The sequence below is a fragment of the Nostoc cycadae WK-1 genome (assembly GCF_002897135.1).
GTDB lineage: Bacteria > Cyanobacteriota > Cyanobacteriia > Cyanobacteriales > Nostocaceae > Nostoc_B.
Genome location: NZ_DF978436.1, coordinates 79,226 through 99,488 on the forward strand (window position 1 = coordinate 79,226; position 20,263 = coordinate 99,488).

Genomic DNA, 20,263 nt, shown 5'->3' on the forward strand with positions numbered 1-20,263 from the left:
TTGTTTGCTCAAACCCAAGGCTCAGGAAATGCTGGCAACATCATCATTACCACTCCCATACTGCGGATATTGGATGGCGCACAAGTCTCCGCAGGTACTTTAGGTGCAGGTAAAGGTGGTAATTTGACAGTGAACGCCACCGAATCAACCCAACTCATCGGTCGTTCTCAAGATGGTCAATTTGCCAGTGGGTTGTTTGCTCAAACCCAAGGCTCAGGAAACGCTGGCAACATCATCATTACCACTCCCATACTGCGGATATTGGATGGCGCACAAGTCTCCGCAGGTACTTTAGGTGCAGGTAAAGGTGGTAATTTGACAGTGAACGCCACCGAATCAACCCAACTCATCGGTCGTTCTCAAGATGGTCAATTTGCCAGTGGTTTGTTTGCTCAAGCTGAACGCCAAGCTACAGGCAGTTCAGGAGACTTAACAATTAACACTCCCATACTTCAGGTGTTTGATGGCGCACAAGTCTCAGCGGGTACTTTGGGTACAGGTCAAGGTGGTAACTTGACTGTAAATGCTACTGAAACAGTAGAGTTGATTGGAAGGTCATCAGATCAAAGATTTGCCAGTGGTTTGTTTAGTCAAACTCAAGGTACAGGCGATGCCGGAGCAATAAGAATTACAACTCCTGAATTACGTATTTTGGATGGTGCAGAAATATCCGCAGCTACTTTAGAAACTGGCAAGGGTGGAAATTTAATTATCAAGGCATCTGATACTTTACGTGTTCAAAATGGGTCGCAAATTTCCGTGAGTAGTACTGGAAATGTAGCAGAGGCAGGAAATATAGATGTCACAGCCGATTTAGTGCGGTTAGATGGCGGGAAAATTACAGCCCAGACTTTATCTGGCAATGGTGGTGATATCAGCTTAAGTATTGCTAATTTATTATTCTTACGTCGTCGCAGTACAATTTCTACCACAGCAGGTACAAACGCATCCGGTGGTAATGGTGGAAATATCAAAATTAATATTCCAAATGGTTTTGTTGTCGCTATCCCTTCAGAAAATACTGACATTACGGCTAATGCTTTTACAGGCAGTGGAGGAAGAATTGATATTACAGCGCAAAACTTATTTGGAATTCAGAGCCGACCTTTTAATACTCCAACAAGTGATATTACAGCAAGTTCCCAATTTGGGATTAATGGAGTAGTAAATATTAATACCCCTGATGTTGATCTTGCGCGTGGTGTTTTAGTTTTATCAACAAATATTATCGATCCCTCTCAACTAATTGAGCAAAGCTGTGCTGCTGTTAATAGTTCTCAAGGTAGTCAACTTACAGTCACTGGGCGCGGTGGACTACCTGTTACTCCTAATGAACCTCTAAGTAGTGAAGTTATTTGGTCAGATACACGCTTAAGAAATAGGATAGCGCCAATAAATCAATCTAGAGCTACACATACACAATTACCAAAAGTTGTTGATATCCCACATCTCATTCCTGCTACTGGCTGGATATTTAATAATCAAGGCCAAGTGACACTGGTGGCTCATAATTCCACAGCCACACCTAATACATCTTTGTTTATACCTACTTGCCAGAACCGCTAAATATGTTTTTGAGTTAATTTATTAGGAGTTTTATAATGTTGAAGGGAAATTTTGAGCAATTTTTAGAAGCTTTAGGAGCATTAGAATCGGGAAGACCATCAGGAGATCCACTCCAGTACAGCGCACAAAACTTAAACACAAATGCTGTAGGTAAGTACCAGTTTTCCGAAGTTTTATTTGTAGACTTAGATTACTACAATAGTGATGGTAATAATTATGATGGAATTTTCAATGGAACTTGGACAGGCAAGAATGGAGTAACTAGCTTTGAGTCTTGGAAGACAAATCCATTTGCCCAAGAAACAGCAATTCGGGAAGAATTTTTTGTAAATTATGGCTATATCAATTCTAGATTAAGTGCAAGAGGCATCAGCAATATTGAGACTTATTTATCTAACTCTGCTAATCAAGGAGTTAAAACAGTTAGATATTACAGATTAAATGCTGCTCGCACTGACTTCGAGAGAGATGTGAACGGAAACCGAATCATATATACAGAGCAAACTACTATTTCTTTATCTGGTATTTTAGGCGGGGCGCATTTACGAGGCGGTATTGCTGCGGCAGAGATACTAGCACAGTTAAATCAAAAGAGTTTAATAAATTTCACGACAAGTCAATTTGACCTCAGTTATTACAAAACCTATCTTTTTGATGAAATTAATACATCAATTTTTAGGTATTTTAATGACTTTGGTAATTATGCAGTTAACACGACAGACTTTATTCTGTCTAGCTATGGAAATCCAACAAATTATGTTCTGTATGGAACGCTCAATAACAACATTATCAATGGTGGTACTGGCAATGACCGACTAAATGGTGGTGCTGGGATTGATACTTTATCTGGAGGTTTAGGCGATGATAGTTATATTGTTGATACTACGACTGACACCATTATCGAAAATCCAGGAGCAGGTGTAGATACGGTTTCTTCTAGTGTCACTTTCAGTCTCGCTGCTTTACCAAATATCGAAAATCTGACTTTGACAGGCACATCTGCAATTAATGGTACTGGTAATGCAGCTAATAACATTATTACAGGTAACTCTGGTAACAATACCCTAAGTGCTGGTGCGGGTAATGACAGACTAAATGGTGTTGGTGGGATTGATACTTTATCGGGAGGTTTAGGCAATGATACTTATATTGTTGATACTACGACTGACACCATTATCGAAAATCCAGGAGCAGGTGTAGATACAGTTTCTTCTAGTGTCACTTTTAGTCTCGCTGCTTTACCAAATATCGAAAATTTGACTTTGACAGGCACAGCAGCCATTAATGGTACTGGTAATGCAGCTAATAACATTATTACAGGCAACTCTGGTAACAATATCCTCAATGGTGGTGCTGGTAATGACAGACTAGTTGGTGGTGTTGGGATTGATACTTTAGCTGGAGGTGTAGGCGTAGATAGGTTTGACTACCGCCTGTTAACTGATTCTCTCCTCAATAAATTTGATAAAATTACCGATTTTAATGCTAATACAGGTAATGATCTATTTCTAGTGGCAAGTACACGCGCTGGATTTTTAAATGCTGGCTCGGTTACAAGTCTTGATATAAGTGGAATTCAAGCTAGATTAACTATGTCTAATTTTGGTTCTAACTTTGCTGCTCGATTTACTTTTGGTAGCCGTACTTTTGTAGCTATCAATGATAATATAGCTGGGTTTAATGCTAATACGGATACAGTGATTGAAGTGACAGGATTAAGTGGTACTTTAGGAATCACGCAATTTACAACTGTAGTTTGAACTCTACGTAAATTATTGATTTCTTAGATTGAAAGTTTGGCGTTTTTATCAAGGTATATAACTGATATTGAAAAATATGAAATTCTGTGGGTTTATGCTTGCTGGAGCTATTGTGACAAGTTTACTAGGTGCGATCGCCAGTGGATGTACCAGTTTTGCAACTCCCAATGTGCAGCAAAGCAACAGTATAAATATTAATGCTCTCAGTCAAACTGTTGCAGACAAAGGAGACAAAAACTCCTCAACAGCTGCCAATCCAACCCAGCCTAAAAATTCTGACAATCCCGTCAACAAGCCTGCTCTCAAAGAAGGTATGCCATATCAACAAGCACGAGAACTTGTGATTCAAGCAGGTTGGCGACCTAATTTACAAGGTGATGCACCTAATCTTCGGGATGCCTCTGTAAAAGAATTATATGATTTTGGATATAAAGAGGTGAAAGACTGTGCGGGGACAGGAATCGGGGCTTGTCTATTTGAATTTACCAACCAAGCTGGAGAACTTTTGTCGATTTCGGCAACGATCGCTGACCGCAGTAATACAGAACGACTAGTTTGGCGTTGGTCAATTGAGAAAAAGACAAATAATAATCAACAAACTGTGATGTCTGCTGATCCAGAGAAACCACCATTTATCGGCACTCGCTTGTTTAATTTTTTAGGTGGAAGTGGCACAGGTCAATCGATTGCGATCGCACCTGACGGAACCACTATAGTTAAGCTGAACGGTACATTTGAAAGTTCAATTCAATATAATGGTAAGTTCTCTAATCCTATTATCTTGCAAGATGGCAGTGGCTTAGGATTACTTTTAAAAGACGGAAAAATTTACAGCCTATTATCTAATGGACAAATAGCAAAAGGTTGTAAAGGCGAAGGAACAGTTTGTGAGTCATCTTTGCTCGAATTATCATCCACTCCTATTAAAGACGGATTTTATATCCTCGGAGGAACAGATCAAGGTCTGGAAGTCAGAGGAAAACAGTATCGATATTATGACGAAGAAGGAAATAAAGAATGGAACCCAATTTCTGAGTTAAATTCCATCAAAGAAGGTTTGGTATTTGATGGACAGAATTATTGGTGTATCCCGCCACAGAAAGAAATCGGAGTTTGTTCTGAAAATGGCTGGATTCCATCAAGATAATTTTTTATTTTGCTTTTATATTAATAATTTGATGATTTTTTGAAACTTATTGGCAATTTTTACGTAACTCCTAGGTTTTTCAAACATTAAATATAAGTCCCATAGCGAATTGACGAATGTTTTGTGAAATTTGCTTCTGTGCATTTGTAGATTTAAAAGTCTCGATGTAGTGTCACGCTATTTCATTCAACTTTCTCAATACCTATGGATAAAAGAAAACCTATGAAACTTACACCTACAGTTGCCGAAGTGAAATTATTCGGAAAGGAAATTGGGATTGAGAATATCCCAATCTTTGATGGTTATGAAGAATGGTGGAATGTGCTACATGAAATAGGACACTATGCTGTAAAAAGTGATGCCTATATTCAACTGTGGCAAAAACACAACAAAAAAGAGCGAGGAGTTCCTTCACTAAACTGGTTTGATTCATCCTATGACAAATGGATGCAGGAGCATTGGAATTATGACCTTTTGGATGATGAATCCGATGACCCACTGAATGATGATATTGATGACCTATTAGATGATAGGCTACACAACGCCGACTCCACTCCAGGTGAAGCAGAAGTAGTTTTGTGGTGTTTGCTGGTTCTTAAGACTAAAAACTGGATAAATCCAAAACGTTGCACAACATGGAGGCTAGACATCAAAGCTCACAATCGAGTTGATCGGCAATGGCAACCTCCCAAAGATAAAGAACTTCAACAGGCATTTAATCAGTTGAAAGCTGTAGGTATCTATCCCAATTCTGGAAAATTTCGCCCAACTAAGATACCTGCTGTAGTAGAGATCCTCATTATGCTAGGAGAACTTGAAGCTTCCTACGCAACAGATTTTCGTGTCAAAGAAACACTGGATAACGCTTGTCAAATTCAGTTGCAGCATCAACAAATTGCTGAGTCGTTGCGACTACGTAATGCCAACCCCCAAAAATGGGAAAGATGGATAGAAGCAGGTATTCTTACATATTAATTTAATTGTCTAATCTTTAGTTAGCCGATATTGAATGAAGTAAGGGCGCGATCGCTATTGCAATTTCTATTAATTCCTATCAAAGATTAAAACGCGATCGCTTCTTCGTAGATGATGCCTTGTTAGAATGTTACTACACTTTTAGACGTTTTTATGAAGATGAGTGGCATTCATCATATAGCGATTATTTGTTCTAACTACGAACAATCGAAAAAATTTTATGTAAACGTTTTAGGTTTTGCGATTATCAAAGAAACATTTCGAGCCGAAAGAAATTCTTATAAATTAGATTTACGTATTAATGAGCAGACTCAAATTGAGTTATTTTCTTTTCCCAATACACCCAAACGATTAAGTAATCCCGAAGCTTGTGGCTTAAGACATTTAGCTTTTTGCGTTGAGAATATAGAAGAGACTGTTGCTTACTTAAAATTGCATAATATAGAGATAGAAAATATTAGAACTGATGAAATTACAGGCAAAAAGTTTACTTTTTTTCAAGACCCTGATAACTTGCCTCTAGAGATTTATGAGGTTTAAGAATATTATTTGGTACCACCACTAAAGTCATTATATGGAACATATATATATAGCAAATTTCTAGTAAGTGAAGTATATCATTCAAGTCTCAAAGCTAAGTTTAGAGCCTATTCCTAGTCTGAATTCTACTGTAGCCTTCCTAAATGATGTATGAAGAAGTGAAGTAAGTTTGCAAATCCGTCTTTTATTTTCACTGTTCCCTATCTCCACGAGTAATTTCACAATTAATTTAGGATGGGTATAGTACCTAAGTCTGATGAGAAATCCAAATTAATCAGGATAAATCTGTGTGGTGTATAAACAACGCTGTAAATATTTTATACTAAAACGAAAAATATATATACCAAAAATATAGTAAACTAATAAATACCATTTATATAGTAGTTAATTAATTCCTATCTCTTTATCAATTTATATTTAAATAGTTAATTAGGTATTTGGCGATACATAAAATGTATTACCAACATATTGCTTTGGTACAGTATATCTATTGAAACTATAGATAGAGAGTTTAGTTATAGTTCATAGCTATTATTAAATTACTAAAAAGTTACTAAAAAGCAGATAGTAATTTAATGTTGTTCAATTATATAAGTGTCACTTTCTAAGCTCATCATATATCTGTTTAATTTGGAAAACTTTTCTTACTTATGGTCAATTAATTAATATATTAATCAACAATTAATAATTGCTTTTATAGATAACCCATAACACATAAATCAAGAGTTTACGGCATGAGTCAGATTAATTTAGTATCTTCACAATCAAAAAAGCCAGATTTTATTATAAATACTGAAAAAAACAATAACAAAGGTATTTTTATCGCTTGCATTATTTTAGTATTGTGGACAATAACTATCACTCTATTTTTGTTATTAAATATTTCTAAAATTCCTATTATATTAATATTTTTAGGCATGTTATGGCAGACATTTATCTATACAGGACTATTTATTACTGCTCATGATGCTATGCACGGCGTAGTGTTTCCCCAGAATCCTAAAGTCAATAATTGGATAGGTAAGATATTTGTATTATTGTATGGGCTATTTCCTTATCAAGAGTTATTAAAAAAGCATTGCTTACATCACCGTTATCCAAGTACTAAAGACGATCCAGATTTTTACGATAACCAATACCAAAACTTTTTTGCTTGGTATTTTAACTTCATAAAATCTTATTGGAGTTGGAAGCAACATCTTGGATTTATAGTTGTATTTATTATTTTGAGATATGTCTTAAATATATTGCAAATTAATCTAATTTTATTTTGGGTAATACCATCTATTTGTAGTTCAATACAATTATTTTATTTTGGTACATTCCTACCTCATAGAAGGCTCGAATCAGGATATACAAGTGTGCATCAAACAAGAAGTATTGCACTACCTATTTTTTGGTCATTTATCAGCTGCTACCATTTTGGTTATCACAAAGAACATCACGAATATCCTAATGTTCCTTGGTGGAGATTACCAGAGGTTTACAAGGGGATGGAGGAGGTTTAAAAAATCGTAAAGCATACCAAAAACCCCTCTCCTATTATGATGAGAGAGGTGGAAAAATCTACTGGATTGGTGTTATCAGACCAAGTTGGAATTTAATTATTTATGAATAATAATTCCTTGATGGTACAAGCACTTGTTACGCTATAAAATCAATCCAAAATCTCAGATCCAAAATTGCCTGAATTATGGCATAGGATGGAAGAGAAGATCAGGGAAATGATATTGTAATCACGGCTAAAACTGGAGCTAGGGAAAGATACTTGAGAAAATATTCTTGTTGTTTGCCTGATTTTTCATGGAATTCGCCTAAGTAATTTTTGAGAGATTAAATATTTTGTGATAAATTCACACCAGCCACTTTTGATGGAATTACTAAGCCATAATAAGCAGATGCGATCGCTGATAGGAAATTGACCCAAACATTATTACCAAAAAGTGGCATAAACCCGAAGAATGTCTTGGCAAATGGTAATAATCCCATGATTGCTATTGCTAAATATGCAATCGCAAAAGTGCCATTAAATAACCGAGCGCTTTTAGCACTGTTATAAGAAGCAATACCTAATAGTCCGACAGCACAACGCACTAAATTGTGCAGAAAATTGGTAGGAAATAAACCAAATATATAACCAAATCCCGCAGCGTAAGCATTAGGAGAAGCATCTAAAGGGACGAAGGATTCACTAGTTCCTGGTAAAGATACTAAAGCAGGTGTAAATCCTGCCAAACCTAATAATAAAAAGAGAATTCCAATGGTTAAAGCGCAGTAACGTTCTACCATTTTTGCGGTTTGGATATTTTCCATGTTCTTTGTTACTCTTGTTATGGTTCAATTTTTGAGAATAGTACTTTCAATTCACAATCTCTACAGTTTGACAGCATCAATGTTTGTAGATTTGAAGCTGTTGCAAATATAAGTTTAGAGAATTGGGATGATTGCCAACTAACGTCTTATATATATCAATCTGGTTAATCTGATTATTTGGCAAAACATCATACTTTCTATTCAACTGGAAATCTCAAATTTACACTCTATCAAAAGGTATGTATGAGCATTAAATTTACTTTCAGTCTATGTAACTGCAAATTACTCAATTTGTTTGAATACTTGTGCTGCTATTAAAGCTAATAATGCTCCTGTTCCTAATTGAAAAAGCGGTAATTTACCCAAGGCATCAGTAATACTAGGTACGACTAAGTTTTGATAATCTCCATCAACTCTGCTCTCGTCTGGAACAGGGTAATAAAAATTGTTGGGTGCATCTTCAGATTTTAGTTCGCCACTACTACGTTGTAGATTAAAGCCAAACAGCAATAACAAAGAATCTACCAAAGAAGGTGAGATTTTTTGAGCTAAATCTAGTAATTTAGCTATATCTCCAACTAACAAATCACGAATGGGGTGTTCTGCTGCGTAGAGGATGGCATCAGCTACAATTTTTGGATCATAGTAAGGTGGTATTCCTGCTGGTTTTACACCTAATTTAGTTAAGCCATTATTCCAAAATGGAGTGTTAATTACGGCTGGCTTAATACTTGTGACATTGATAGGCCATTTTTCATGGATTAATTCGACGCGCATAGCTTCTAAAAAGCCCTCAACCCCGTGTTTGGCGCAGGAATAAGCACTTTGATAAGGAAGCGATCGCCTACCTTCCATTGAAGATACATGAATTAGTGCGCCCCGTCCTTCACGCTTGAGATGAGGTAATGCGGCCATTGCACCATGTACTTGACCCATTAAACTCACATCAATAACATGCTTAAACTCCTCTGGGGTTGTTTGTTCAAACGTCGCAAACATCCCGATCGCCGCAGCATGAACCCAAGTATCAAGTCTTCCGTATATCTCGACAGTTTTATCGGCGATCGCTTTCACTTGGTCGAATGCTTGCACATCAGCAACAATATAAGTTGCTTCTCCACCAAAGCCGCGAATTTCTTCCACCAAAGACTTTAGCTTCAACTCACCACGCGCAGAAACAACTACCTTTGCACCACGTTGAGCAAATTCCAAAGCGGCTTTGCGTCCAATACCGCTGGAAGCACCAACGACTGCAACGACTTGCTGATTTATGGGCTTTAACTGCATAGATACTATTAAAAAGATGAACTTCTGGTTTGACTTGAAGGTGCTGAGTAAAAAGACTCTATAAGTCTTGCTTCATTTCATACTTCAACCTTTTTGGAATCATAAACACCCCAATTTTGAATATCTTGTTCGCGCAATATTGCTTCAGCGCTATGAATTTCGGCTTCTGAGCCTTCTAGGATGAGCAAATAATAACTTTGTTGCAGGCGATCGCTATAAATTCTCGCTCTCTCTTCGGGAACACCTAAATCAGTTAAGGCTTTGACCAAGTTTTGATTTGCTGCTGCGCCTACAGCCACACCCGCAACGCTACTAACTAAGGCTACACCCACAGAACCAGCCGCCAGCACAGCACCTAAACCCGGAAGCGCCAGACTGCTCAAACCGAGTAACACACTACCCCAAGTAGTTGCTGTGAGCGTATTTCCTACTGCTCCGGTTGTATTTACATCTTGATTACCGATGCGATCGCTCAGTTGCGCGTCACCTATATTTTCTCCCTGCTCTACATCTTTCGCAATCACAGAAACGCTGTCCATCGAAAAGCCAGAAGCCTTCAAATTGTTAATAGCTTGCTCTAATTGTTGAGAGTTAGCAAATACGCCTAATGCACGGATACTGTTTTTTGTTACCATATTTTCCTTATTGCAATTTTGTTAGTGCATCTATATAGAGTTATGAATCTCTAAAAATAAATGTCATTTTTGATTTAATAGAATTTTCCGCTTGTTTGAAGGTCTAAGAAATTAGCTTTTCATTGTGCAGAAATACCCGCGCACAATTACAGGAAGCGATCGCTTTTCCAACAGCAAGATGCTGTAACCAGCTTTGAGTAAGTAGCCAGCACCAATTATTCGGTCATACGCTTCCCTAAATGCCGCTTAAAAATTCAACTATCTTCCCTGATGTTAGAAAATACATCTAATCTCTAACTCTTTCGTGGGTTATATTATTTTTAATAACTAAAGGTAGTGTTCCCCACACTAAAAAATACTTATCTCACGCAGAGGAGGACACTTGCGTGGGCGGGTTTCCTGACTTGAGCAAAGTGTCCGTCGCGCAGAGGCGCAAAGAAGAATGGGAGAGTAAATTTAAAATTTGATTGCTGTTGATTCTTTTTCTGGAGAGATGAATGAACGGAATAGATTGGTTAAGAACATTGCATACAAAGCAAATTCTCAGCATTAAAAATGATTGTTATAAGTGGTTCTTCCATCCCGATGGTTATGTTATCTATAACAATGGTGATTTTCCTCAAGGCTCTGGAATTAAGATTACCTACGAAGAATTAAAACAAGTATTAAGTGAAAGACCTCATGTACCCAATAGAGCCGAAACTAAAGGTATCAGAAAGAAAGCAGCAAAGCAAAAAGTCAGGTCTTATCAATCTAGTAAATTCTGATATCAAACAATAACCGCCAACACTCACGAATCAACACAGATAATCTTCCTTAACTATCAGCGTCCATCCGTGTACATCAGCGGTTAAAAATTTAATTAACAGTTGATTTGGCAATTACTCCCAACTGTAACCCTGGCGGATAACTACCTTCTTCTTTAATCCGCTTAATCTCGACAGCGGTAAATGGAATATTTAACTTTTGCGCTACTGCACTAACAATATCACCCCGATCAATTACACCAGCTACCGCACCAGCCGGGGAAAGCACAGTGACGCGTGGTAATTGTTCATTTTCGAGTTTATTGATAACTTCGGCGATCGCAGTTGATTCAGTAACAGTCGCTATTTCTGTGAGAGGATGAACAATACTTTGAAGAGTGCGGGTTTCCCATTCACTTCTTTCTACTAAGCGTAAATCGTCAATGGCAACCATACCGCGATAACGTCCATCAGAAGCAGCAAAATAAACTTGCGATGTAGCAGTATCTAATAGATATGCGTCGGCAAAAGCGCGTAAACTTTGATCCGCGTCGACTACGCGAAAGTCCCGCGTCATCACCTCACTAGCTACGATTTTCAACAAAGTTTCTTGTAATGTAGTTACACGGTCGTAGGTGTTGGCGTTACGAATCCCAAACCAACCAATCATTGCAATCCACAAACCAAGGGCTAATTCTCTTGTAAAGAAATCTACCGCAAATCCTAAAGCGATCGCCGCATAACCCAAAATCTGCCCTGATCTTGCTGCCCAGTGTACCGCTTGAAAGCGATCGCCTGTCACTTTCCACAGTGCTGCTTTTAACACCTGACCACCATCTAACGGTAAACCAGGAATCAAGTTAAATAAGGCGACAACTAAGTTAATTCTTGCTAAGTCCCCCACCATCACGTTGAGGGGATTAGTCTCAGGTATGAAGATTGCTACTAGCCGCAGTAGGAAAAACAGCCCAATACTTACCAATGGCCCAGCTATGGCTACCTGAAAGGCTTTACCCGGAGTTTTGGATTCTTCTTCAATAGCTGCAATCCCACCAAACAAAAATAGAGTGATGGAATTAACTTTAATGCCTTGCGATCGCGCTGCCAAACTGTGACCTAGTTCGTGTAACAATACCGAACCAAATAGCAGCAATGCCATAACTATCCCTGCACTCCAAGCTATGGTAGACCCCCACTCTTGGTAAGCCACGCCAAAATTTAGCGTTGCTAGTCCTAAAATCACGAACCACAGAGGGTCTAAAAACAACGGGATGCCGAATAAAGTCCCAATTTTCCAATTAGTTTGCATTATATTGTCCCAAAACTACATATCTTCCGCAGTTCACTCTAGTAATCCTCAAAGAATTTCACAACTCCTCAAGGTTTGAAACTTTTTACCCAAGAATTTTAATTAATCAACTTTTTATACTGGCAGCGTAACTAGGAAGAAATACAGATTAAATAAAACAGCTATAGCCAACAATAAATATTTTACAAAAAATAGGCGATCGCTTCCCTACCTCAATTCTTCAGCACCCACGATTTCTTCTGGCGACTCCACAAGCTCCAACTGTGAAATTAGATTTTGAGAGGTTTTTTGCGTAAGTCCTAAAATTGTACCCAAATAAATCAATTCATCTTTTCATTCAGCAATGCCAAAATTTATTTGTTCATCAAAACTGGGTTACTACTAGTAGCGACAACTTCTTCGCTTCCTTTATTTCAGATTTAGAAAATTATAAATATCTAGCTAGAAAATAAATGTAGTTTAGTTAAAGATTTATGCAAAAACTTAAAATTTACCTAAAGAATATACGTAAAACTTATTTATTTTTTATACTAAAACTTTAAACAGTATAAAGACTTAAATTATAGTGTAATCAAAAATTTGTTTTTAATATTCCTACTATCTAACCCGATTATTTAGATACTATATAGAGTGTATTTTGCTTACCACAAAAGAGTTTTGCGAGATAAATATGAATTCCTGAACAGAGAATTTATCTTAAAATCAGTTAATACAAATCTACATTTCTATTTTTTGATTTACGTGTTATTACTTAATTTATTTAAGCAGATCTTGAAGATAATGTGTATTAAAAAGAGCAAGCATTATATCAGGTTATTTAAATTTATTTTTTATTATTTGTGAGAAATATGTGTGACACTTCTTGTCAAGAATTCATTGAGCATCAAAAAAACCTACGTTATACTACTTATTAGTTTGGATGTAATTAACCTTATTCTTAAAGGATGTTTGAAAACTTTTTGAAGTTGTAGCTAAGATTTGTATAAGCTCCTAAATAACGCTTAAAAGTGAGACTTTAAAGCATTTTTGGATGGCTAGGATAAATACGTAACACTTCTCAAATATCCTCTTTAGAGAATGCTTTAAAAGCCTTGTTGTTATTAACAAAAAGTATTAGATACCCCTAGCAAAAGAGGAGTTATTATGTTGGGGACAAAGCGCTGTGGACGGCTGTGCTGACCTGACGCAAACTTTGTCATACCAACTTGTAGACACACTCTGCAAACTTCCCTTACTCCACAGTAACACCTGAAAATCAGGGTAGTAACTGGCTTGAAATATGGGTTTCAACCAATACTTATAATCACAAGCAACAACTTTTAAAACACCCTCTAATTTGGTTCATAATTGTTCACTTTAGTCTGAATCCACACAGTTGTAAAAATAGAACGATCATGAATACACCCTTGATTAAATTGGAAGAATTACAACAAGGTAAAATTCTTGTTGATGAGTTGGGATTGCTAACAGAAATGCCTGATGAGTTAATCCAACTCTCTCATAGAGTTAAACAAATTATGGCTGGTTCTAATGTAGTACAAGGGATGTGTGCAGGCGATTATTTTTCTCTGGTAACATATTCAGCAATTTACTGGGGAATAGTCAAAACTTTTCCTCGAACTGTGATCAAAAATGTCAAAAAGTTTTTGAATCGTTTTTCCGACAAAAATTCTAGTCGTAATTTGCTTTTAGTCTTTAACTATACAGGTAAAGAACGAGAAACAATCTTAGCTTCCCTACAATATGGAATCTCTGGTATCGCTAAAGATTATGGTTTTGAAGAAGGTAGTCATTTAGATTATTGGAAGAAGTTAATGGCTTCTGTCGGAATAATGGCTGATTCCCATACAGGTAAACTTTCTCCAGAAGGAGCTAAACTCATAGCGCAGCTTGAACAAGCAGAACCAATTATCGCAATGGATACTTTAATTAATAAAGAAACCGATATGCGAAACGCGTTAATTGCCATGTTAGCTATTGAGTTTATCGCTGTAGGTATTTCAGAATGTGTCATTGATTCTCCAGATTCTCAAATACTTTTTTCACCAAGTGGAAGAGGAATACCAAGAGATTGGTTTGATGTCCATTATCATGCTGGAGATCAGCATATATTACAGGATGGCGAGTATGATTTAACTCCAGATTTCGAGCAGCTAAAATTACCTCACGATACCATTAATTACAATATGTTAAAAATGGCACATATTGCTGATTATGAAGGTGAAGAATTGCTATATATCTTACAAGAAAAAGTGTTACATATAGCCAAAGCTTTTGCCACTGCGGGTAATTACACTTGTAAATTTGAAGAGTCAATGAATCTAAGTCTGTCTGTTAAGTCTTGAAAATTTTAGGCTAACTTTACAGGAGTAATCTCGTGTATATAGAAGTCCTAAATCATTTGTGAACAACAGGATACCCGACTTCTTGGAAAAGACGGGTATCTGACGCTTTCTACCTTGCTTTATTTGCTAACTTATCCCCACAATCTTCTACCAGTTTTACCTTTTAATATTGCGTGAGCATCATTTAATAAAGCTGGAATATCTAACTCTTGTGGACATCTCGGTAAACAATCACCGCATTCTGTACAGCGATTAGCTTTCATTCCGGGGAACCAATGACCAGCATTTTCAAACATCCCATAACGATATTGCCCGTAGTCTGTCATCTTGTATGCCACAGCTAAATTACGTAACCGCAATACCTCTGGAATATTGATATTTTCAGGGCAAGGTAAACAAGCATAGCACTGGCTACACTCATCAGTGTTTAAAACAGTTTTTTGATGATTTTCTAAACGCTGAAAAATAGAAATTTCTGTTGAGGTTAATTCACTATTACTATCAGCAACTTGTAAAGGTTCGATTAATTCTTCTGGCTGGGCTGCTCCGATACTCAAAGTAGTAATGCGGTTGTCACTCAGTAAAAATCGATAATTTAATTCTAAAGGTGAATAGGGTTGGCATAAGTCTTTGAGGGTTTGAGGTGGGGTGTAGAGTTTTCCACCTTTGTCAGCTGGAGAAATGATAAATACACCCATGTCTTTTCCAGCTGCTAACTGAATTGCTGGGGCGTGACGTTGAAAGAAATAGTAGTAATGCAGATTGACAAATTCAAATAAATCTGTATTTATTGCTGCCTCTATCACTTCTAAAGTTCCGTGGGTGGAAAAGCCAACGTGTCGCACTCGACCATCTCCAACCGCTTCTTGCACGGCCTGCATACAGCCAGTTTTGGCTTGTACCCACTGTAAATGCTCCCAAGTGTTTAAACCATGAATTCCCAAACAATCTAAATAATCTAGATGCAATCGTTGTAGGGATTCATCAATGTACCGACGCATACTATCAGCGTCGGCTGTTGGCGGAACTTTAGTAGTAATATGCAGTTGAGAACGAGGTACAGACAACCCGCTTTGAAGTGCTTGGCCAAGAAACTCCTCACTTTTGCCGTAACCCCTGGCTGTTTCGATATGATTAATTCCTAGCGCTAAGGCTTGAGCGATAGTTTTTTGAGCATTTTCAGCATCAGCCAAATAACGCATTGTCCCTAAAGAAAAAACCGAGAGGTGGATATTTGTTTTGCCAAAGCGTCGGTATTGCATTACTTCAAGTTACCAGAAGTGATAACCATTGGAAAAATTATGAGGACAGATGGATTGCCTAAAGGCTTATAAAATAACTGTTTTACAATCCCAAGTTCCAAATCTAAAATTCACAATGGTACGAGAATGAAGTGCGAAAAAGAAAGAAGGAAAAATTATTTTACTTCTTTAATTCTTGAAATCTTTCTTTCTCAGCACTCCGCACTCATTAATTAGCACTTTCTTTAGCTATCGCCATTACCGAAGCGCTTAATCAAATCTTCAGGACGGAGATTGGAGATAAATTCGCGAAAGGCTTCTTGTTCTGCTTCATCAGCATCACGATCTACCGGAATTGAGGCATCAGCAACTACTTCTTCCATTACCCAAATTGGCGTATTTGTACGGAGGGCAACAGCGATCGCATCACTGGGACGGGCATCAATTTCTTTTTTGACTTCGCCTTGCTGCACAATTAAAGCCGCGTAAAATGTATCCTTCTGCAAGGAATGAATAATGACCTTTTCTAGAGTCATGTTCCACGTCTCTAGAATATTCACAATTAAGTCATGGGTTAATGGTCTGGGCGGCTTTTGATTCTCCAGCGCCCCCATAATTGCCCTAGCTTGTTCTTGACCAATATAAATTGGCAAAGCACGCCGATCTGAGGCATCTTTTAACAGTACAATGGGGCTGCGAGTTATGGCATCTAATGCTATGCCAGCGACTTTCATTTCAATCATTGGCGAAGCCTCTACAATCCTGGGAGAGTTTGAGACATTGTAACAATTTATACTCTTTTTTTGGGCTGTATCGAGAAGGAATAAACATAGGCAGGTTCTCTATAATTGCTTCTATTAAACTCCGAAGTTGGTGTGAACACCAGAGTAAGTTAAAGGAGTCTACATAGACAATAACCTTCTTAACCAAGTATGCCTTGAGAAAGATGTGAATGTGTTATCAACCTTATAATAAAAACAGTCAGAAATTATACTTAAAATGTCTTGCATTCTTGTAAGAAATACCAGTTGATTTTCGGCAAAATTAGGCAATAAATAGAGTTAGTTTCAAAGAACAGCCGTGTTTACAGGATTAGTCCAAACTTTAGGAACCATAAAACCCTTAGGGGGCGATTCTTGGCAAATTACTTGTGTGAATCAGCCATCTAATGTAATTATGCAGGATTTAGCTTATGGTGACAGCGTTGCCGTAGATGGGGTTTGCTTAACTGTTGAAGAAATTTTGAAAGACGGGTTTATTGCCACGGCTTCCCCAGAAACGCTGCGCCGCACTACGCTAGGGCTGGAGGAAACACAACAAAAATATGTGAATTTAGAAGCTTCGCTGCGAGTGGGTAGCAAAGTTGGCGGACATTTTGTGATGGGTCATGTAGACGGTGTAGGTAGATTACTCATAGCAGAACAGACCGCGACTTCTTGGGAAATGACATTCACTGCACCTGAAGCGATCGCGCGGTACATTGTCCCTAAAGGTAGCATAGCAGTGAATGGCATTAGTCTCACGGTAGCCGCCTACGAACCAGAACTTTCGCACTTCACTGTAGCTGTTATCCCCCTCACATACTCTGACACTAATCTTCGCTATCTTGCCCCTGGCAGTTGGGTGAATTTAGAAGGGGATATTCTCGGCAAATATGTGGAAAAATTTCTTTACCCTGGCAAAAGACAGTCAAAATCGACAGATGAGACTGAATTTAATGAAATTAGCCCCGCATTTTTAGCAGAACACGGATATTTGTAAAAAGTAAAAATAGAAAGGCAAAAGATTTTTCTTTTTACTTTTGCCTTTTTACTTTTGACTTTTAACTTCCTGGTTTGCCAATTACCTGGGCTGTACGCATGGTTTGTATCAACTGACTGAGACCTGCTTGTAATTCCCCATTGGGGTCAACAGCAACCCATCCGTCTTGTGTGAGGTGACGTACTTCAAAGTGTAGGTGAGGCCCTGTGGAGTTGCCAGTACTACCAACTCGTCCAATTACCATACCTGGTTCTACCACTTGACCGGGTTGAACAAAGATTTCGGACATGTGACCATAAAGGGTTTGTTGGGCAGAACTGTGAGTCAGGATGACAGTTAAACCATAACCACCAACCCAGCCGGCTGTATCCACCTGACCTTTAGCGGCGGCGAGAATTGGTGTACCCATCGGCGCACCCAAATCTGTACCAGCGTGGAAACGGCGATCGCCTGTTATCGGATGAACGCGCCAACCAAACAGTGAAGTAATTGTGGCTGGAACCGAAAGAGGATAGTTGATGCCACTACCGCCACGATAAGCAATTGTATTGGTATAGGGAATTTGCGGCAGAACTGATGCTAAGGGAATATCGTAAGCCACAGTACTTACACGGGGTGCCAAATTCCCTTCTATCATGGGTGCGGGTAAAGCACCAGCGCTGGGCGCAACAGGAGTACTACTGACTCTGGTAGCACCGAATTCGTTGGGATTAGGGATAAACCGATTCGGACGAAAAGCCGTCTTGACTTCCCCACTATAAGCAATGCCTTTAGAGTTATTACCAGCCGTTATCCCAGTCCGTACTGGTGGAACACTAGCTAACTGAGCGTTTTGACTTTTTTTGAGCCAAGTGGGGGCTGGTTTACTCTCAGAATTAGCCACACGCTGATTAGCAGCAGGTTGAGTTTGGTTACAAAAACCCAGTGATATAGCTTGTCCCGATGGCAAAATTGTGCGACAACCACTAGAACGTTCTGTAATGATTACAGAATTAGGTGCTTGATAAGTATTTGTAGCGGAAGTGCCGTAATTGTTGGGGTCAATGTAGGCGTTGTTTGAGTCTTTGATTTTTCCAGTGGTCGCTTCAGCCGTGCTGTTCGAGTTATTAACTGGTTGGGCAACTTCTGGAAGTTTTTCTGGGATGGTGCGAGGCGCAACTGGTTTGACTATCTCTTCTCTTACGCCAATACTTGGTTGAGCAACTTCCGGCTTGGTTTTAGCTGTGCGGACGTTAACTGGTTTTGGCTGTGCAGTTACGGCTGGGGTGCGGCGGCGAGTTGTAAAAACTGGCTCAACGGCTGTTTCAGTTTGAGGTTTTGACTGTCTAACAGGCTCTTTGGATTGTACAACCTCTGGTTTGCGGAGTCTTTGGCTGAGGTTAGCTCGTCTTTGCGAAAATTCCCCTTGTACTTTGGGGGCGGGGGCTTCTGGGATAACAATATCTTTTTTTATGAAATTTGTTTTACCTGTTGACTGGGAATTTTCTACAGGAACAATGTTATCTATGGATGTTTCTGTTTGGGCAAATACGAAGCCACTACTAAGCAGGCTGAAGCTACTTAGTAAACAGAGACTCTGGGCTGGCAGGGTAGATACAAAACGTTTTTTCGTCATACCTTGCTGATTCAAGCCGTGGGAAGGATTATGGGCAGATGTATTGCGCTGCGTCATTGGTTCTCTCAGTTGTTTTAAATTTGCCTAAAGAGATGATGCCAGTGGTTTGTCTTGCCCAAAGAGCGAAATTCATAACAAACCTATAATGGGACAGAAGATTTACGGTACCCCAGACTGATTGTACCTGGTTCAATATAAAGTTCTGTTGTTTTTATGTCTGTTGTATCATAAGTTTCCAAAGAAACACGTAATTTACCCTGAGAAGTAACACCAACTACAGTGCCTGCCAAATCATTAATATATACCTTGTCACCCACATTAGTTAGTAATTCTAAATAGCGAGACAAGAGTATATTTATTCCTTCTTGAACAAGGCACTCCATACCGGATTCTATCCCCCGTAAAACGGCGGAAGTGAGAATTTCCAGACAAGAAATTGGTTTGGTAGCGTAGGAGGCTTGCCACATTTCGAGGTTAATTCCGGTTTCGGGTACTGGGTTTGTCCAGTTAATGCCAACTCCAATTACTGCTTGGGTAATATACCCGTTATTTATTTTAGTTTCTGTTAAAATGCCGCCTAATTTGCGACCATTTAAAACTAGATCATTCGGCCATTTAATTCCCACATCTACGCCACAACAACGCAGTTGGGAAGCAATGCCCCAAGCACTAGCAAGAGTTAATTGATAACTGGCACTAGCTTCTAGTTTAGGCGCGATCGCCATCGAAAGGTATAACCCGCCAGTATGAGAAATCCATTGTCTCCCCCATTGTCCTCTACCCGCAGTTTGTTGTGTGGCAATTACCACAGACCGAGTTTTTTCCCCTTGTGCCAACAAATTCCACAATGTTTGGTTAGTGGAAGTGACACTATCAAAAATGTGCAGCGAGAATGGTAAATTCTCCCAGTTTCTTGCTGCTTTTAACGCTAATTCCAACTTTTGCCGATCAAATTCCACAGGCATGAACCGAAATCCCGTTGTTCAAGTTAACATTAATTGGCTGATTTTGATAAAAGGGAAT

At 38.5% G+C, this 20,263-nt stretch carries 16 protein-coding genes and 1 pseudogene; 9 read left to right on the forward strand and 8 right to left on the reverse strand.

Annotated features, from left to right (window positions below):
* The 6 genes and pseudogenes from NCWK1_RS21750 to crtW form a co-directional block, all read left to right on the forward strand.
* Window positions 1-1,566 (forward strand): annotated as a pseudogene (locus tag NCWK1_RS21750) (filamentous hemagglutinin); the annotation flags it as partial.
* A 35-nt stretch (window positions 1,567-1,601) separates the two neighbouring features.
* Window positions 1,602-3,326 (forward strand): calcium-binding protein, encoded by a 1,725-nt coding sequence (locus NCWK1_RS21755; RefSeq protein WP_096577377.1) that lies wholly within the window; start codon window positions 1,602-1,604, stop codon window positions 3,324-3,326.
* 112 nt (window positions 3,327-3,438) lie between these two features.
* On the forward strand, window positions 3,439-4,473 hold the full coding sequence (locus NCWK1_RS21760; protein WP_245894970.1) for a hypothetical protein: 1,035 nt from the start codon (window positions 3,439-3,441) through the stop codon (window positions 4,471-4,473).
* A 222-nt stretch (window positions 4,474-4,695) separates the two neighbouring features.
* On the forward strand, window positions 4,696-5,448 hold the full coding sequence (locus NCWK1_RS21765; RefSeq protein WP_146034018.1) for a hypothetical protein: 753 nt from the start codon (window positions 4,696-4,698) through the stop codon (window positions 5,446-5,448).
* 153 nt (window positions 5,449-5,601) lie between these two features.
* Window positions 5,602-5,988 carry an SMU1112c/YaeR family gloxylase I-like metalloprotein gene (gene gloA2 / locus NCWK1_RS21770; RefSeq protein WP_103126147.1) on the forward strand — a complete coding sequence of 129 codons (387 nt, stop codon included), beginning with the start codon at window positions 5,602-5,604 and terminating at the stop codon, window positions 5,986-5,988.
* Between the two features lie 734 nt (window positions 5,989-6,722).
* Window positions 6,723-7,496: a beta-carotene ketolase CrtW gene (crtW, locus tag NCWK1_RS21775; protein ID WP_096577387.1), complete on the forward strand. Its 774-nt coding sequence runs from the start codon at window positions 6,723-6,725 to the stop codon at window positions 7,494-7,496.
* A gap of 325 nt (window positions 7,497-7,821) precedes the next feature.
* On the opposite strand, the gene NCWK1_RS21780 is transcribed toward crtW, so the two are convergent.
* From NCWK1_RS21780 to NCWK1_RS21790, 3 genes are all read right to left on the reverse strand, one after another.
* Complete coding sequence (locus NCWK1_RS21780) at window positions 7,822-8,301, reverse strand: DUF4383 domain-containing protein (RefSeq protein WP_103126148.1); 480 nt, start codon at window positions 8,299-8,301, stop codon at window positions 7,822-7,824.
* A 282-nt stretch (window positions 8,302-8,583) separates the two neighbouring features.
* A complete protein-coding gene (locus NCWK1_RS21785; RefSeq protein WP_103126149.1) occupies window positions 8,584-9,588 on the reverse strand; it encodes an SDR family oxidoreductase in 1,005 nt (334 codons plus the stop codon).
* Between the two features lie 77 nt (window positions 9,589-9,665).
* Complete coding sequence (locus tag NCWK1_RS21790) at window positions 9,666-10,223, reverse strand: general stress protein (RefSeq protein WP_103126150.1); 558 nt, start codon at window positions 10,221-10,223, stop codon at window positions 9,666-9,668.
* Between the two features lie 497 nt (window positions 10,224-10,720).
* Between NCWK1_RS21790 and NCWK1_RS21795 the strand changes: the two genes are divergently transcribed.
* On the forward strand, window positions 10,721-10,990 hold the full coding sequence (locus tag NCWK1_RS21795) for a hypothetical protein (protein ID WP_103126151.1): 270 nt from the start codon (window positions 10,721-10,723) through the stop codon (window positions 10,988-10,990).
* Window positions 10,991-11,081: 91 nt separating this feature from the next.
* On the opposite strand, the gene NCWK1_RS21800 is transcribed toward NCWK1_RS21795, so the two are convergent.
* Window positions 11,082-12,278, reverse strand: a complete 1,197-nt coding sequence (locus NCWK1_RS21800; RefSeq protein ID WP_103126152.1) for a site-2 protease family protein — start codon at window positions 12,276-12,278, stop codon at window positions 11,082-11,084.
* Window positions 12,279-13,672: 1,394 nt separating this feature from the next.
* Here NCWK1_RS21800 and NCWK1_RS21805 point away from each other — a divergent pair.
* Window positions 13,673-14,623, forward strand: a complete 951-nt coding sequence (locus tag NCWK1_RS21805; protein WP_103126153.1) for a hypothetical protein — start codon at window positions 13,673-13,675, stop codon at window positions 14,621-14,623.
* Window positions 14,624-14,754: 131 nt separating this feature from the next.
* On the opposite strand, the gene NCWK1_RS21810 is transcribed toward NCWK1_RS21805, so the two are convergent.
* Together NCWK1_RS21810 and NCWK1_RS21815 are read right to left on the reverse strand one after the other, a co-directional pair.
* Window positions 14,755-15,885, reverse strand: coding sequence for an aldo/keto reductase (locus NCWK1_RS21810; RefSeq protein WP_103126154.1), 1,131 nt, complete (start codon window positions 15,883-15,885; stop codon window positions 14,755-14,757).
* A gap of 224 nt (window positions 15,886-16,109) precedes the next feature.
* Window positions 16,110-16,607: a bifunctional nuclease family protein gene (locus NCWK1_RS21815; protein WP_015115690.1), complete on the reverse strand. Its 498-nt coding sequence runs from the start codon at window positions 16,605-16,607 to the stop codon at window positions 16,110-16,112.
* 337 nt (window positions 16,608-16,944) lie between these two features.
* Here NCWK1_RS21815 and NCWK1_RS21820 point away from each other — a divergent pair, with 337 nt between their 5' ends.
* Entirely contained in the window at window positions 16,945-17,625 is a 681-nt protein-coding gene (locus tag NCWK1_RS21820) for a riboflavin synthase (RefSeq protein WP_096577403.1), read from the forward strand.
* Between the two features lie 61 nt (window positions 17,626-17,686).
* Here the strand turns inward: NCWK1_RS21820 and NCWK1_RS21825 are convergent, their stop codons facing one another.
* Together NCWK1_RS21825 and NCWK1_RS21830 are read right to left on the reverse strand one after the other, a co-directional pair.
* Window positions 17,687-19,297, reverse strand: coding sequence for a M23 family metallopeptidase (locus NCWK1_RS21825; protein ID WP_103126155.1), 1,611 nt, complete (start codon window positions 19,295-19,297; stop codon window positions 17,687-17,689).
* 83 nt (window positions 19,298-19,380) lie between these two features.
* Complete coding sequence (locus tag NCWK1_RS21830; protein ID WP_103126156.1) at window positions 19,381-20,205, reverse strand: biotin--[acetyl-CoA-carboxylase] ligase; 825 nt, start codon at window positions 20,203-20,205, stop codon at window positions 19,381-19,383.
* Between the last annotated feature and the right edge of the window lie 58 nt (window positions 20,206-20,263).

Coding starts and splice junctions, on each gene's coding strand:
- NCWK1_RS21830 (WP_103126156.1), bottom strand. CDS start 20,205: ATGCCTGTGGAATTTGATCGGCAAAAGTTGGAATTAGCGTTAAAAGCA.
- gloA2 (WP_103126147.1), top strand. CDS start 5,602: ATGAAGATGAGTGGCATTCATCATATAGCGATTATTTGTTCTAACTAC.
- NCWK1_RS21795 (WP_103126151.1), top strand. CDS start 10,721: ATGAACGGAATAGATTGGTTAAGAACATTGCATACAAAGCAAATTCTC.
- NCWK1_RS21755 (WP_096577377.1), top strand. CDS start 1,602: ATGTTGAAGGGAAATTTTGAGCAATTTTTAGAAGCTTTAGGAGCATTA.
- NCWK1_RS21800 (WP_103126152.1), bottom strand. CDS start 12,278: ATGCAAACTAATTGGAAAATTGGGACTTTATTCGGCATCCCGTTGTTT.
- NCWK1_RS21810 (WP_103126154.1), bottom strand. CDS start 15,885: ATGCAATACCGACGCTTTGGCAAAACAAATATCCACCTCTCGGTTTTT.
- NCWK1_RS21780 (WP_103126148.1), bottom strand. CDS start 8,301: ATGGAAAATATCCAAACCGCAAAAATGGTAGAACGTTACTGCGCTTTA.
- NCWK1_RS21825 (WP_103126155.1), bottom strand. CDS start 19,297: ATGACGCAGCGCAATACATCTGCCCATAATCCTTCCCACGGCTTGAAT.
- NCWK1_RS21805 (WP_103126153.1), top strand. CDS start 13,673: ATGAATACACCCTTGATTAAATTGGAAGAATTACAACAAGGTAAAATT.
- NCWK1_RS21790 (WP_103126150.1), bottom strand. CDS start 10,223: ATGGTAACAAAAAACAGTATCCGTGCATTAGGCGTATTTGCTAACTCT.
- NCWK1_RS21785 (WP_103126149.1), bottom strand. CDS start 9,588: ATGCAGTTAAAGCCCATAAATCAGCAAGTCGTTGCAGTCGTTGGTGCT.
- NCWK1_RS21765 (WP_146034018.1), top strand. CDS start 4,696: ATGAAACTTACACCTACAGTTGCCGAAGTGAAATTATTCGGAAAGGAA.
- crtW (WP_096577387.1), top strand. CDS start 6,723: ATGAGTCAGATTAATTTAGTATCTTCACAATCAAAAAAGCCAGATTTT.
- NCWK1_RS21815 (WP_015115690.1), bottom strand. CDS start 16,607: ATGATTGAAATGAAAGTCGCTGGCATAGCATTAGATGCCATAACTCGC.